Genomic DNA, 13263 nt, shown 5'->3' on the forward strand with positions numbered 1-13263 from the left:
AACTCCTCACAATCTTTGTCTCAGCTTATCTTCAAGTGACTTAACAGCACTTTTTTCAACGATTTCAATATGTTTTTGCCCTTCTACTCGTCCACCATTTTGTTTAGCGTGACCATTTTCTAGGAGATGAGTTAAGCCTGGTGTTCGGTTGTGAATAGACTTTGTTAAGCCTGTAGAACTATCACTTGTGATCTTGCTTTTCCAACCTCGTGCATACTTACCAGTTTTTCGTGGAGATAAGAGTTTTAAAGTATCTACAGCACTGTCTGTTACTTCTTCCACTACCTCTCGCATTGTAGATGTCGTCTCTTTAATGTAATCACCCAACTCTTGATCAATTACTTTTTCCAACTCATCCATTCCTATCCTGTTCATAGTCATTCTCCTTAGTTGCTACAATATAAATCAATTGCCTAGGAACGCTATCACCATCAATTGAATCTATCGTAAAGTAGGCGTCTCTGTACTTTATCCTAGCTTTTAATGAACTTAGATTTAGTACCGTTTTGTCGTACCTTAGTGTAAATTGGATTTTGTTATAAAGGAGTTTAGACACGCTCCCCTCATTTTCTGTTAAAGTCAATGGCCGACTAGAACACCATCTTTGGAAAACTGTGCTCCAAACTGAAGATTCATTTCCAATTTCATCAACCACAATTTTACGCACTTCAAATGTAAGACGGTCACGTAACGGAGCAATTTTCATCAAAAGATATCCTTCCTATCAGCTAATAGTAGGTGATATAACATTTGTTTTAACTCTTTATAATTAGCTGTTTCACGGTGTTCATAAAGATAGGCAACCCCATACAGGATTGCCATTCTTAGAACCTCACTGTAAGTATTCTGCCTTAATGTTTCTTCACAGAGTTTTTTACTCGTATCAATCAATTGCGTAATCAAATCATCTTCATCAGTGTTTTCTACCTTAAGGTAAAGTTTTGCTTCTTCTAGACTTATCATGATTATTTTGCTTTCACAGTTAAAATTTTCACTGCTTCTGGTAATACTAATTTCCCATCAACACGTTGAGATGCAAGAAAACCAATTTGACCATTATTAGCATAAAGTTCATTAAGACGTTTAAATGTACGTCCTTGGCGGTCTGCAATCCAGTAATAAGAGAAATCACCAAATGCGATGGCTTTATTCCCCTGTTCAGGTAGAGGTGCAAAGGTAGATGTATAGTATGGACGGTTAAGAATTAAATCTGGTTGTCCAGCTTGTGTAGATGGTTGCCAAATGTAATTTCCGTTATTGTCTTTCAGTTTACGGATTGCTTTGACAGTTGTATCATGAAGAATCCATACTGCATTTTTACGATACGGAGCAGGGAGTGAGTGATACAATTCAATCATGTCATCAAACGTAATGTCTTTAGTCGTTGTTGTAGGACCAGTAACATTTGCTTGCGTAAAGATTCCTGTTGGTTTCTTTGAGCCATCTCCAATAAGGAATGATTTCTCTTCTTCTGTACCAATACGTCGAGCAAACTCACTAGTCATATAGGATTCTAAATCAAATACTGAGTCATTTAATAATTCTTCTGAGATTCGAATAGCTGTTCCAATCTTATGTGAATCAAGTGTTACTTGACCAAATGTCTCATCAGTTTCAGGATAAAGTCCATTTTCATCCATCCATGACGCAGTTCCATGCCCTGTAACAACTGGAATCTTCCGCTCTCCACTTGATGTTTTAATGACGGTTGCTAGACTTCGGAAGAAATTCTCTTCTTGAAGACCTTGTACTAGTTTTTTCTCATACTCATCAGGTACTAAATGGCCGCCCTCTGTATCTTCTCCAACACGAAGAACATCCTTAACATCAAAGAAGTTACGCTTACGGACATTCGTCCAAAAGGTTTTGGAATAGATATCAGACTTAGTTCCCTTCTTCTCATCTTCTACCTCACTATCTTTTAAGACAGTGGTAGGCTGTCTTGTCAAAGCCTGAGAAGTTGGTTGAGCAAGTTCTAGATCAATCTTTTCTTGTCGTTCTAAGCGAGCGATTTCTTGATTATAGCGATTGATTTTACTTTCCATTTCATCATAGCGTTGAGAATCTTCTTCTGAGACTAAACCATCTTCAGTTCGCACTGAGTCAAGGAAAGTTTTTGCTTGTTCCCAAGCTTGATTTCGTTTTTCTTTTAATTCAAGTAATTTAGACATAGGTTAGTTTTCCTTTCATTATTTCAATAAATCTAATCGTTTTCTTAACTGATTAAGAGGAGTTGTTGATAAAGGTTTGTAGCTATCTATTTTGGCTTGAAGTTTAACAACAAGGTTATGATCCGCAGTGGCTCTGCTAAATGAATAACTGCTAAGTTCTAGCTCTTCTTTAGGTTCATCTTTACCGAATAAAATCTTGTCCGCAAAGCCAAGTTCAACTGCTTTTCTCGCATTAAACCATGATTCAGAATCCATTAAATGTGAGATTTTTGCCCTAGATAATCCTGTTCTTAACTCATAGGCATTCACAATGGACTCTTTGATTTCCCCCAACATTTCAATAATCTTTTCCATATCCTTTGCTTTACCTTGTGCAATTGTCCATGGATTGTGAATCATCATCATTGCAACAGGACTCATGGATACTGTTGTTCCAGCCATGGCAATGACACTGGCAGCACTAGCAGCAAGGCCATCAATAATGACATGCACATTTCCCTTGTAATCCATCAGCATGTTATAGATTTGGGCTGCAGCAAAAACATCACCCCCTGGACTATTAATCCAGAGGGTGATATCACCTTTTCCTGCATTTAAATCATTTTTAAAGAGTTGTGGAGTAACTTCATCTCCAAACCAAGTTTCATCAGCAATCTGTCCTTCAATACGAAGAGTGCGAAAATTCCCTTCGTCTGAAAAACTCCAAAATTTACGCATCTTCTTCCTCCTTTGGTTTTTCTTGAGGTTGTTCAATTACCTGTTTTGTCATAAAACCACCAGCATCTTTTAATTTAGTCATATTTCCGTTAATCAAATAAAGGTTTCCTCCTTCTTCATCTGTTAAAAGATTTAAATCTTCAAGTTCTCGAATATCATTTGTAGATAGCCAGCCATTCTGTCTTGCAATAGCATACCCACTCATACGACTTTGATAATCTCCACGTAATAAACCATCTACATTGAACTTAACAAAGTATTTCTTCTTTTCTTCAGGTAAAAAAAGAGACCTCTTGAAGGCCTGTTCTAAACGAACTACCCAAGGGTCTAATGTGTATTTAACAAACTCTAGTGATTGTTGCTCGATATTTGAAAATGAAGATTTTTCTAAATCACCAATCATATGTGGTGGTATCCTATACAGACGTGCAATCTCATTGATTTGAAACTTTCGAGTCTGTAAGAATTGCGCTTCTTCTGGAGGAATACCTATTTGAGTGTACTTCATCCCTTCTTCTAGGACTGCGACTTTATGTGCATTTGTGACTCCGTTATAAACAGCGTTCCAAGAATCACGTACTCTTTTTGGATCCTTCAAAATCCCTGGATGTTCCAATACACCACCTGGATTTGCACCATTTTTAAAAAATGATGCTCCGTAATTCTCTGTAGCCAAAGTCATCCCAATTGCATTCTTTGCTAATGCGATGGGAGAATATCCAATTAGTCCATCAAAACCAAGTCCTGGAATGTGAAGGACATCTTCTTGTTTTAAAATAACACTGCCTTTATCCTTGAAATTTGGATTTTCTTCGGTCTGACGTTGATATTTGTAGTAAAGTTTCCCATTTTCATCACGGTGTACTGACATTTTATCCGGTAGCAAGGGATACAAACTGATAACCTGACCGCTCTTATCCCTTATGATTTGAATATAGGCATTTCCCCATATCAAAAGATGAGTCATCAAAGTTTCACGAAAGACAAAAGATGACATCTCTGGATTTGGTTCATCATGAAGTAAGAAATATAGTGGGTGTTCAAATTTTTTCTCTCTCCCATTAGATGTTCTTTCGTAAATGTGAATGGGTAGAGAGGCGACAGCTTCGGCTAATATTCGCACACAAGCATAAACAGCTGTAGTCTGCATCGCTTTAAATTCATCTACATTTTCACCACTAGAAGTTCGTCCAAAGAGATAGGAAAAGTCCTGTCCCTCATAGCTATTATGCGGTTTATCTCGTGATCTTTTTCTTCCAATGAAATCTAAGAATCCCATCTAATCCTCCATTTTTGAGTACAATAAAAGCACCTCATTTATGAGATGCTCTATGAATTATAATTGAATTTATTTATTGAATAACTTAGCCCAATTCTGCTTGGAATTTAAAATTCTGGAGACATAAACCTCATATTTGTCGATATAATAAAAAGCTAAGTAATTTTCAATTGGCATATATCGATAACGTTTTCCGTCATCTGTTAATTCACCGTAACCTCGACTCGACACCAAAGGGCATGCTTCTGGAAAGGTTTCCAAAGTTTCTAGTGCCGTTAGAATAAGGTCTAGTTTACCATCGGCAGATTGTTGGCTGTAAAAATTCAGTACAATATAATCATGTATTTCTCTCAAGTCTTTCTTAGCTTGATCCGTAAGAGAAACATGGTAACGTTTATGATTACTCAAGTCCAAATTCCTTTCTTACATCTGCTAAAGACGTTAGTTTACCTTGCTCAATTTCTTGATGTCCCAACAAGATTTCCTTTTTCAAATCTTCAAAAGCAACCTGATATTGAGTCTCTTGTGAATCACTAAATACGAACTCTTTGGGGTCAACCGCACCTGTCGCAATTTTACGAAGTGCAGCATTAAAAATATCTGACAGGGTTAACTTTTCATCAGCTAAGATTTCTTTTGTTTGTTGGTAAAAAGTCGAATCTGCTCTAAAATTAACAGGTTGAGTACTTGCCATGATTAATACCTCTTTGTAAAGATGATTTGTAAATACATTGTATCATCTTTAGATTTAAAATTCAACTAAAAGCTCAATATCCCTCGCTCGTCATAAATACTACTATCATTATTTTGGTGTCGAATACATCTATCAATCCCCATTATAAGAGCAACAATTCCATCGATTTTTTCAGTTGATTTCTCCTTATCTGGTTTAATATTGCCTGCAGGGTCTTGACGCATGACTACGTTTTGCGACATCCATTTTAGAACTGGTTGTCCTCCGTGTTGGATACGACCTTCCATCATGAGTTTGAATAATTCCTTTGACGGTGGACTCATATCCTTGTATCCCTGACCAAAAGGAATCATCGTCATTCCCATATCTTCTAGATTCTGCACCATTTGTGTTGCATTCCATCTATCATAGGCGATTTCTTTTATATTGTATAGCTTTGATAATTCCTCAATGAACTTCTCAATAAAGCCATAATGAACAACATTACCTTCTGTCGTCTTTAGATAACCTTGCCTTTCCCATACATCGTACAAAACATGATCTCTACGGCAACGAAGTTCAAGAGTATCTTTTGGTAGCCAGAAATAGGGTAGGATGATGTAATTTTCTAGTTCACTCCTAGGTGGAAAAACTAAAACAAAGGCTGTGATATCAGAGGTACTAGACAAGTCTAGTCCTGCATAACATTCACGACCTTTCAAACTTTCAAAATTGATTGGTGCATCCCCTTTGTTGTATACATGTTCAGGAATCCAAGCAACCGTAGAATTTGTCCACATATTTAGCCGTAGTTGTTTGAATACATTTTCTTCAGCAGGATTATCAAGTGCTTGTTTATAAGCTTCTCTGACACGGTCTAAGCCAATGGTATGACCTAATGACGGATTTGCTTTTAACCAGTTACTTTCGTCATTCCAGTCCTCTTCATCAGATAAACCATAAACGACAGGATAAAAAGATGTATCTTTCTTTCTGCCGTTTAAAATATCAAGTGCTTTTGTATGTAACTCGTAACAAATTGAATTCTTATCTGTTCCTGCAGTAGTAATGATAAAGAATAGCGGTTGTTCTCGTGCATCCCCTGAACCTTTGGTTAAGACATCATAGAGGTGGCGATTGGGTTGCGCATGAATTTCGTCAAACACGAGTCCTGAAACGTTGAGGCCATGTTTTGTACCAGTCTCAGCGGACAAAACTTGATAGAAACCTGCATTAGAGTAGTTAACAATTCGTTTCGTAGCACCCATTATTTTTGAACGTTTCTCTAAAGGTCGACTCATTAGTACCATTTGTTTTGCTACATCGAATACAATAGAAGCTTGATTTCGGTCACATGCAGCACCATAAACTTCTGCACTAGCTTCATTATCTGCATAAAGGAGATAAAGAGCGATTGCTGCTGCTAGTTCACTCTTTCCATTCTTTTTTGGAATTTCAATATAAGCAGTTAGAAATTGTCTATTCCCATCTTCTTTAACAATCCCAAATAGATCTCGTACTATCTGTTCCTGCCAAGGTAAAAGCATAAACTTCTGACCTGCCCATTTTCCTTTAGTATGACAAAGGTTTTGAATAAAAGTCACTGCTCTATCAGCTTTACTTTTATCATAATGTGATGTAGCTAGCATAAAAGGAGTTGGTTCATAATGAAAAGTCATAGTAAACCTCCCAACAAATCTTCCATTTCGTCACCGTTACCAACCTCTGAATCCATAGTAGCTAAACGATTCCTAGCGGATGGGGTTAGACCAAATTGTTCACAAAACTTCAGCATGATTTTTAAATTAGTTTGACTAATTGAAACTTGTGGAACTTGCTGTAAATACCCATTTGGTGTCTTTAAGATAGAACCATGTTTTGATAAAAATTCCTCTGCTTCTTTCCATCGTGCGTAAGCTTGACAATAACCTGCAAATGCAGTCATATCCATTTCCGTCAGTAATCCCATTTGTTCCAATATTTTTCCCATCCGTTTCCATTCCCTCTTAGCATCTTCTTCAAGCCACTGGGGGCAACGTGGAGCCTTCTTTTGAGGTTTTACTTCATTCGTTGGGAGAGGCCGTTTACCAGGATTACCTTCTAGAACTTTTAAATTTGTAGGTTTCGGTTTACGTCCTCTAATTGCCACTAATTCACCTCCTAAAATAAAAAGAACTCAGATTGAGTTCCAAATTATAATTTATTGTATGTATCCACTATTTCCTGATAGATAATCTTGTCAAAATCATCCAATTGATCAATGATTTTACCATATTCATAATGAAAAACTATTTCTTTATTTCGTTTAATTTTTAGGATTGCTATCCAAGCGCCATCAATATGTCGGTCATAGGTACTATATTCCCTAAGAAACTCAATATGATAGTGCCGACCATTGAATTCTCTAGTTATCATTTCCCACATAACTATCACAATTTCATTATTTTATCAATTCCGTAAAGTACATTTAAACTTTGTCCATTATCCCAACTTACTAAAATTGAACCAATATCATCAACACCAATTACCGTACCGAGAGTACCTATAGGTGGTGCAAATGGATCCTCCATTTCGAGTAATTTGACTCGAGTTCCATTTGGATACAATTTTTTCAAAGTCTTGACTTTTAAGCCATCCATAATACAACCTCTTCTCTTTCTTTTAGTACATATTAACTCTAAAGTTCATCTTTATCCAGTTATTTTTGATGATATTTTGAAGATAATATAGCACAACCAATAGCATACACAACTGGTACTGTGACTCCGTTTCCTGCTTGTTTATAAAGTTGTGCATCTGAATTTACAGCTTTTGCCTTTTCAAATAAGTCATCACTGAAACCTTGAAGTCTAAAACACTCTTTTGGAGTAAGTCTTCTAATTTTGATAACACGACCATTCCAAACTACTGCGCCCATCTGGCAGCTACATGAAAGGTTGTGAGCTATTCCTCTCCCTACTCTTGCCCTTCTCGTTAATGAACTTGGATAAGAAAGATCAACCGAGTCACCAACCACCGCCAATTGATAACCTTGCTTTGTTCCGTTCCTAACCTTGATACCTTGTGTCAAAATTGGTTGGACCTCAAGCACTCCAGAGTTCATTGCTGTACGCTTTGTTGCACCAGCAGTATAACGAGCAGTTAAACATCTTGCTTCTTCAGTTAACTTTGGTTCAGTTAGTGATTGGTCAATCAGATAAAGACCTGTCTTAGCTCCTAGTCCCCCACCCTCTCCAACAAGTGTTGTTGCAATACCACTAGGGTCATAGACACGGTAGCTCTGCATACCGCCTACAAGTTGCTTAAGATGGCTACTGCTTTCTCTGCTGATAGGTAGTACTTGTCGTCGACCTTTTCTTCTAAGATGTCCGATAGTATAGATGCGTTCTCTATTTTGTGGTACTCCGTAATCTTTTGAGTTGAACACTTGCCATTCAAGGTCGTACCCTGATTCATCCAAGATAGAGAGATAATCGAGATAATCTCGTCCCCCACCACTTGATAAAAGTCCTTTAACATTTTCAAGGAGAACCCATTCGGGTTTATCTTCTTCTTTTTGGCTTTTGATGAGTTCAACAAATGTAAAAAAAAGTCCACTTCGCTCACCGTATAGGCCGGCTCGTTTCCCTGCGATAGACACATTTTGACAAGGGCTTCCCGCACACCAGAGATCTGCTTTTGGTAATCGTGTTGGTTCGATTGTTGTAATATCGTCATGAAACCATTCTCCTTTCGTATCATACATTGCTTCATAAGACTTGCGTGCAAACTTATCTTTTTCACAAAATCCTACACACTTCATTCCTGCTAATTCTAGCCCATGTCGAAAGCCACCAACTCCGGAAAAGAAATCTAGAAATGTTAGTGTCATACTTGTTCCTCCAACTCCTTTAACACTTGGTTATAAGTTAGAACCTCATGATTACGTTGAACGGTTACTTCAGTATCGCCTGTAACTTCTATATAGCGTTTAACAATGACATCCACAAACTTTTCATCAAGCTCAATTCCATAACAAACACGTCCAGTTTGGTCTGCAGCTATTAAAGTAGAACCAGAACCTAAAAATGGATCTAAAACTATTGTTCCACGCATAGAAGAGTTTTGAATAGGGTAAGCCATAAGCTGAATCGGTTTCATGGTTGGGTGGTCTTTACTAGACTTAGGACGGTCATATTCCCAAATGGTAGTTTGCTTCCGATCACTAAACCATTGATGCTTTCCTTTATTCTTCCAACCATATAAACAAGGTTCATGTTGCCATTGATATGGGCTACGACCTAATACAAGTGAGTTCTTTTTCCAGATGCAACACCCACTCAAATAGAAACCAGCATCTTTAAAAGCTTTACGGAAGTTGAGTCCTTCCGTATCTGCATGAAAAACATAGATAGACGCATCATCTTCCATGTGATTTTCTACTTGAGTAAACATAGAAAGGAGAAACTGATAGAAGTCTCCGTCAGACATATTATCATTTAGGATTTTCCCAGCCGTCTCTTCAACGTCCACATTATAAGGCGGATCTGTTACAACTAAATTAGCTTTCCTATCATCTAGCAACTGCTTATAGGTTTCAGCTTTTGTAGAATCACCACAAATGACTCTATGTTTTCCCAATTGCCAAATGTCCCCTTGTCTTGATACCGTTGGTTTCTTCAATTCTTCTTCCACATCAAACTCATCTTCAGACAACTCCTTGTCATGGACATTAGAGAGGATATCATCAATCTCTGGCGGTTCAAAACCAGTCAGGTCTAGATTAAAATCAGACTCCTGTAAATCCAAAAGTAAGTCCGCTAAGAGAGCTTCATCCCATTGACCGGTAATCTTATTGAGTGCAATGTTCAATGCTTTCTCATCTTCTTTGGGTAAATCAACGATGACGCACTTGGCAGTTTCATAGTCTAAATCTTTAAGAACTGTCAAGCGCTGATGCCCTCCGATGACTGTCATGTCCTTGTTTACGATGATTGGATCCACATATCCAAACTTAAGAAGCGACTGTTTTATCTTCTCATATTCTTTATCCCCTTTTTTGAGTTTCTTTCGAGGATTATAAGCTGCAGGCTTTAATTCTTTCAGAGAGAGTTCTTTTATTTCCATTGTTGGTTGGTTCGTCATTTTAGACTCCTTTGTAAAATCTTATCTGTATGTAGCAGGCATGGCTACAATACTTTCTATTAGGATTGGCATAGGATAAAAATGACCTACCACAACAATGGCAAGTCATTTCTTCATATGCAGTTTGTTCCTTATCATGCTCCTCTTGATGATTTTTCCACCAATTTATTCTGCACCTGTCTGAGCAAAATTTCTTCGGTCGTCCAGTTTTATTAGGAACCATAGGTTGAAAGCATTGAGGACAGTTTGTACCATCTTGAACTCGTTTCTCAACCATCAAATACGGTAATGTCCCTTGTCCCTTTAACTCAGGATGTCTTTTACAATACTTCTTAACAGAGTCCTTAGATAGACCAATTGCTTTAGCAACTTCACCGTATCCTAAGCCATTTTTTCTAAGTAACCAAATTTGTTCTCGTTGAAAGTTATTCATACCTGTTCCTCACTTTTATACAAAAAAATAAGGTTATTTTCGTACCTAAATTTAAACAAATTTACGAAAATAACACTCACTTAATTCTATATTCTTACTGGATTCTTTACTATTTTGAATTGATTTTTATATCCCACCCTATCAATTTTGCGAAATTTTACGTTTAGGGGGGCGTCGGTCTTTTAGGGACAAGGATTTAGAGATTTTATCCCCCCCTACCCCACCAAATTATAAAAAAGAGATACTTTTAGAACGAAAATTCAATATTAAAATCGATAGGTATATTCCACATATCTGTCAGTCGTCTTGGTCTTCCTATCATGACAAGATCTACAAAGAGCTTGCCAGTTGGATTGATTCCAAAAGAGTTCTTGGTCACCTCGGTGGGGACTGATATGGTCAACCACTGTCGCCTTGGTCAGTCGACCATTTCTTTGGCAGTAAACACAGAGGGGATTGAGCTTTAAATAACGAATCCGTGCTTTGTTCCACCGTGAATTATAACCTTTAGCTTTGGTTGTCTTGGTATCAAGTGAGTGGTTAGTCTTGTGATCATCGCAGTACTTGTTTCCATAGGTCACAAGGTTTGGACAACCATTCTGCTTGCAGGGAGTACTTGGTCTACGTGGCATCTTACCGCTCCCAAGAAAGAGTTGGTTTCGTAAAATGGCCAAAACATGTAGTTTGAGTGTAGTCTACATTTAGAAGATTCAACTCATTGATAATTCCTTTCGGTGTTAAATCGTACCGTTCTCTAATCATTCCTACCAATTGTTTGCTCTTATAGTTACTTGTTCCAAATGTTTCTACATGAATAGAAACCGGTTCTGCGACCCCTATAGCGTAAGCTAATTGAACTTCGCATTGTTTAGCATATCCTTCACGAACGATGTCTTTTGCAATCTTACGTGCCATATAAGCTCCTGAGCGATCTACTTTACTTGGATCCTTTCCTGAAAATGCACCACCACCATGATGAGCAAATCCACCGTAGGTATCAGCGATAATTTTTCTTCCAGTAACTCCAGCATCGGCATAAGAACCACCAAGAACGAAACGACCAGTTGGATTCACTAAAATGTTAAAATCAAGGTTTTGTCTATACTGTTTTGCAACTTTCATCATAGATTCTTTAACAATAGCTCTTAAATTCTCAATTGTCATTTCATCGCTATGCTGAATTGACACTAAGAATGTTGTAATTCTTTTATTGTCATAATCATAAGAAACTTGTGCCTTAGCATCTTTCCCTAAGAGCGGATGCTGAAGTTCCATAAGATTCTCAAGAACACGAGTTGCTAAAACGTAGGGAAGTGGCAAGTATTCGTCAGTTTCATCAGTTGCATAGCCATACATCACCCCTTGATCTCCAGCACCACCTGTATCAACACCTTGAGAAATATCATCACTTTGTAATCCGATAAGATTTGTCACAATGATGTTTTCCATTCCTAGTGGTTTAACGACATTTCGAACAACAGTTTTTAAATCAAATAAGGCTGTTGTTTTCATTTCACCTGCAACCACTATATGATTATCTTTGATAAGAGTTTCTACTGCAACCCTACTATTCTTATCTTGTTCTAAACATACTGTTAGAACAGCATCTGAAATCTGGTCACAAATTTTATCTGGATGGCCATTAGATACTTGTTCACTCGTAATAATCATTCTTTCCTCCACGAAAAAAGCCTTCCCATTTGGGTAAGGCTCTGTTTATTTATTTTGCTTTTCTACCTGCTTCATAGGCTTGTTCAAGCATTTCTTTCAATGCCCAAACGCTGATGTCATAAAAGTCAAGGCTGTCGCTATTTCTCGTTTCTAGCGTTTCAGCGCCAATTCTATTTTTTGCGATTTTTGTTAAAATATCCTCTTTCTTCATGGTTTTATCCTCTTTCTTTTTTGTTGTAACCATATTACCTCTAAGAGCGGGATATATCCAGTCATTTGTGCATTATTTTAAAGATATTTTAAACTTTTAAAGTTTTCAAAATCACTTCAAGAATAGCTTCTTGTTCATCAGATTCTGGGTAGATATCCCATCCTCTGTCATAAGAAATGATAGTATTTTCAGCAACCTCAACCTCTAATTTGAATACACATCCTAAATCAATACCTACATCTGATGGTTGGACACTGACTTTTGCTATGTAATCAACTATTTGTCCGTGATAATGAATCTGCCCTCTGGTCCACATGGTTATTCTCCTCTTATTTTTCTAGGTGTATATTACCGTAGAACCAGGATTTTATCCAGTAAAATTAGCAGATTTTCTATCTTTTTTGACATCTTAAGTATAACACAGTCATTTTTAAAAAGCAGTACCATCTTAGTAACAACTTAGTAACAGGGTAGTACCACCTTAGTAACACCCTAGTATCATTATCCATTTATACTCAAGGTTTTACCAGCAAAACGGTAATATTCTTTTACTTGTCTTAAGGCTTTTTGTCTATATCGACTAACTGTCATTCTAGAAACATTATGTTTAGGTAGTAACTCATCCCATGTCAATCCAGCTAAGACTAAATCAACTACTACATCCCTCATAATTTCATCAACAGAAGAAACAGCAAGTTCAAAAAAATCGAGATCAGTTTTTAAATGACAGTACTTTTCAAACAGTGACTCCTGATATTCTTTTTCCTCTGCTAAGAACTTATCATGAAAAGATAGAGCCATATTTTCTGTTCTAACATTAGTTTTACTCGTTTTAACACGTTCTTCATTTGTCTGTCTAGTAGCAAGAGAATAGAGAAAAGCATCTTCTGAAATGGGTTTATAGTTTTCAATCAAGTTCTTTGCAATTGTTAAATCTCTTTTTGCATCTTGATAGTGTTGAAAATAGTAGTCTACTTTATCCAT

Annotated in this window: 19 protein-coding genes; all 19 read right to left on the bottom strand. The window is 37.1% G+C overall.

Going from position 1 to position 13263, the window contains the following annotated elements:
- Positions 1 to 6: 6 nt before the first annotated feature.
- The 19 genes from HT724_RS06385 to HT724_RS06475 all read right to left on the bottom strand — a co-directional run bounded on the left by HT724_RS06385 (position 7) and on the right by HT724_RS06475 (position 13263).
- On the bottom strand, positions 7 to 375 hold the full coding sequence (locus tag HT724_RS06385; protein WP_173276749.1) for an HK97 gp10 family phage protein: 369 nt from the start codon (positions 373 to 375) through the stop codon (positions 7 to 9).
- Positions 353 to 706 carry a head-tail adaptor protein gene (locus HT724_RS06390; protein ID WP_173276748.1) on the bottom strand — a complete coding sequence of 118 codons (354 nt, stop codon included), beginning with the start codon at positions 704 to 706 and terminating at the stop codon, positions 353 to 355. Before HT724_RS06390 ends, HT724_RS06385 begins: the two co-directional genes overlap by 23 nt.
- Complete coding sequence (locus tag HT724_RS06395; protein WP_006153583.1) at positions 706 to 963, bottom strand: head-tail connector protein; 258 nt, start codon at positions 961 to 963, stop codon at positions 706 to 708. The genes HT724_RS06390 and HT724_RS06395 overlap by 1 nt, the downstream gene beginning before the upstream one ends.
- A 2-nt stretch (positions 964 to 965) precedes the next feature.
- A complete protein-coding gene (locus tag HT724_RS06400; RefSeq protein WP_173276747.1) occupies positions 966 to 2171 on the bottom strand; it encodes a phage major capsid protein in 1206 nt (401 codons plus the stop codon).
- A gap of 18 nt (positions 2172 to 2189) precedes the next feature.
- Positions 2190 to 2888: a head maturation protease, ClpP-related gene (locus HT724_RS06405; RefSeq protein ID WP_173276746.1), complete on the bottom strand. Its 699-nt coding sequence runs from the start codon at positions 2886 to 2888 to the stop codon at positions 2190 to 2192.
- Positions 2881 to 4167 carry a phage portal protein gene (locus HT724_RS06410; protein WP_000505994.1) on the bottom strand — a complete coding sequence of 429 codons (1287 nt, stop codon included), beginning with the start codon at positions 4165 to 4167 and terminating at the stop codon, positions 2881 to 2883. Before HT724_RS06410 ends, HT724_RS06405 begins: the two co-directional genes overlap by 8 nt.
- A 69-nt stretch (positions 4168 to 4236) precedes the next feature.
- Positions 4237 to 4575, bottom strand: coding sequence for a type II toxin-antitoxin system RelE/ParE family toxin (locus tag HT724_RS06415; protein ID WP_173276745.1), 339 nt, complete (start codon positions 4573 to 4575; stop codon positions 4237 to 4239).
- Positions 4568 to 4861: an antitoxin gene (locus HT724_RS06420; RefSeq protein ID WP_045615998.1), complete on the bottom strand. Its 294-nt coding sequence runs from the start codon at positions 4859 to 4861 to the stop codon at positions 4568 to 4570. Before HT724_RS06420 ends, HT724_RS06415 begins: the two co-directional genes overlap by 8 nt.
- Positions 4862 to 4926: 65 nt before the next feature.
- Entirely contained in the window at positions 4927 to 6519 is a 1593-nt protein-coding gene (locus HT724_RS06425; protein ID WP_173276744.1) for a terminase TerL endonuclease subunit, read from the bottom strand.
- Entirely contained in the window at positions 6516 to 6989 is a 474-nt protein-coding gene (locus HT724_RS06430) for a phage terminase small subunit P27 family (protein WP_001007670.1), read from the bottom strand. The genes HT724_RS06425 and HT724_RS06430 overlap by 4 nt, the downstream gene beginning before the upstream one ends.
- A gap of 280 nt (positions 6990 to 7269) precedes the next feature.
- On the bottom strand, positions 7270 to 7479 hold the full coding sequence (locus HT724_RS06435; protein WP_173276743.1) for a DUF4314 domain-containing protein: 210 nt from the start codon (positions 7477 to 7479) through the stop codon (positions 7270 to 7272).
- A gap of 59 nt (positions 7480 to 7538) precedes the next feature.
- A complete protein-coding gene (dcm, locus tag HT724_RS06440) occupies positions 7539 to 8711 on the bottom strand; it encodes a DNA (cytosine-5-)-methyltransferase (protein WP_173276742.1) in 1173 nt (390 codons plus the stop codon).
- Positions 8708 to 9964 (bottom strand): site-specific DNA-methyltransferase, encoded by a 1257-nt coding sequence (locus HT724_RS06445; protein ID WP_173276741.1) that lies wholly within the window; start codon positions 9962 to 9964, stop codon positions 8708 to 8710. Before HT724_RS06445 ends, dcm begins: the two co-directional genes overlap by 4 nt.
- Before the next feature lies 1 nt (position 9965).
- Positions 9966 to 10397: a helix-turn-helix domain-containing protein gene (locus HT724_RS06450; protein WP_173276740.1), complete on the bottom strand. Its 432-nt coding sequence runs from the start codon at positions 10395 to 10397 to the stop codon at positions 9966 to 9968.
- Positions 10398 to 10663: 266 nt separating this feature from the next.
- Positions 10664 to 11029, bottom strand: coding sequence for an HNH endonuclease signature motif containing protein (locus tag HT724_RS06455; protein ID WP_173276739.1), 366 nt, complete (start codon positions 11027 to 11029; stop codon positions 10664 to 10666).
- A gap of 1 nt (position 11030) precedes the next feature.
- A complete protein-coding gene (metK, locus tag HT724_RS06460) occupies positions 11031 to 12068 on the bottom strand; it encodes a methionine adenosyltransferase (RefSeq protein WP_173276738.1) in 1038 nt (345 codons plus the stop codon).
- A gap of 49 nt (positions 12069 to 12117) precedes the next feature.
- Positions 12118 to 12312 carry a hypothetical protein gene (locus HT724_RS06465; RefSeq protein WP_049520278.1) on the bottom strand — a complete coding sequence of 65 codons (195 nt, stop codon included), beginning with the start codon at positions 12310 to 12312 and terminating at the stop codon, positions 12118 to 12120.
- Positions 12313 to 12367: 55 nt separating this feature from the next.
- Positions 12368 to 12595 carry a hypothetical protein gene (locus tag HT724_RS06470; RefSeq protein WP_173276737.1) on the bottom strand — a complete coding sequence of 76 codons (228 nt, stop codon included), beginning with the start codon at positions 12593 to 12595 and terminating at the stop codon, positions 12368 to 12370.
- Positions 12596 to 12780: 185 nt separating this feature from the next.
- A complete protein-coding gene (locus HT724_RS06475) occupies positions 12781 to 13263 on the bottom strand; it encodes a hypothetical protein (protein WP_173276736.1) in 483 nt (160 codons plus the stop codon).

This window comes from Streptococcus sp. k-402, from assembly GCF_013277515.1.
Taxonomy (GTDB): domain Bacteria; phylum Bacillota; class Bacilli; order Lactobacillales; family Streptococcaceae; genus Streptococcus.

Bases quoted from the DNA above. Each gene is read 5' to 3' on its own strand.
- HT724_RS06385 (WP_173276749.1), bottom strand. From the start codon at position 375: ATGAACAGGATAGGAATGGATGAGTTGGAAAAAGTAATTGATCAAGAG.
- HT724_RS06390 (WP_173276748.1), bottom strand. From the start codon at position 706: ATGAAAATTGCTCCGTTACGTGACCGTCTTACATTTGAAGTGCGTAAA.
- HT724_RS06395 (WP_006153583.1), bottom strand. From the start codon at position 963: ATGATAAGTCTAGAAGAAGCAAAACTTTACCTTAAGGTAGAAAACACT.
- HT724_RS06400 (WP_173276747.1), bottom strand. From the start codon at position 2,171: ATGTCTAAATTACTTGAATTAAAAGAAAAACGAAATCAAGCTTGGGAA.
- HT724_RS06405 (WP_173276746.1), bottom strand. From the start codon at position 2,888: ATGCGTAAATTTTGGAGTTTTTCAGACGAAGGGAATTTTCGCACTCTT.
- HT724_RS06410 (WP_000505994.1), bottom strand. From the start codon at position 4,167: ATGGGATTCTTAGATTTCATTGGAAGAAAAAGATCACGAGATAAACCG.
- HT724_RS06420 (WP_045615998.1), bottom strand. From the start codon at position 4,861: ATGGCAAGTACTCAACCTGTTAATTTTAGAGCAGATTCGACTTTTTAC.
- HT724_RS06425 (WP_173276744.1), bottom strand. From the start codon at position 6,519: ATGACTTTTCATTATGAACCAACTCCTTTTATGCTAGCTACATCACAT.
- HT724_RS06435 (WP_173276743.1), bottom strand. From the start codon at position 7,479: ATGGATGGCTTAAAAGTCAAGACTTTGAAAAAATTGTATCCAAATGGA.
- dcm (WP_173276742.1), bottom strand. From the start codon at position 8,711: ATGACACTAACATTTCTAGATTTCTTTTCCGGAGTTGGTGGCTTTCGA.
- HT724_RS06445 (WP_173276741.1), bottom strand. From the start codon at position 9,964: ATGACGAACCAACCAACAATGGAAATAAAAGAACTCTCTCTGAAAGAA.
- HT724_RS06450 (WP_173276740.1), bottom strand. From the start codon at position 10,397: ATGAATAACTTTCAACGAGAACAAATTTGGTTACTTAGAAAAAATGGC.
- HT724_RS06455 (WP_173276739.1), bottom strand. From the start codon at position 11,029: ATGCCACGTAGACCAAGTACTCCCTGCAAGCAGAATGGTTGTCCAAAC.
- metK (WP_173276738.1), bottom strand. From the start codon at position 12,068: ATGATTATTACGAGTGAACAAGTATCTAATGGCCATCCAGATAAAATT.
- HT724_RS06465 (WP_049520278.1), bottom strand. From the start codon at position 12,312: ATGGTTACAACAAAAAAGAAAGAGGATAAAACCATGAAGAAAGAGGAT.
- HT724_RS06470 (WP_173276737.1), bottom strand. From the start codon at position 12,595: ATGTGGACCAGAGGGCAGATTCATTATCACGGACAAATAGTTGATTAC.
- HT724_RS06475 (WP_173276736.1), bottom strand. From the start codon at position 13,263: ATGGATAAAGTAGACTACTATTTTCAACACTATCAAGATGCAAAAAGA.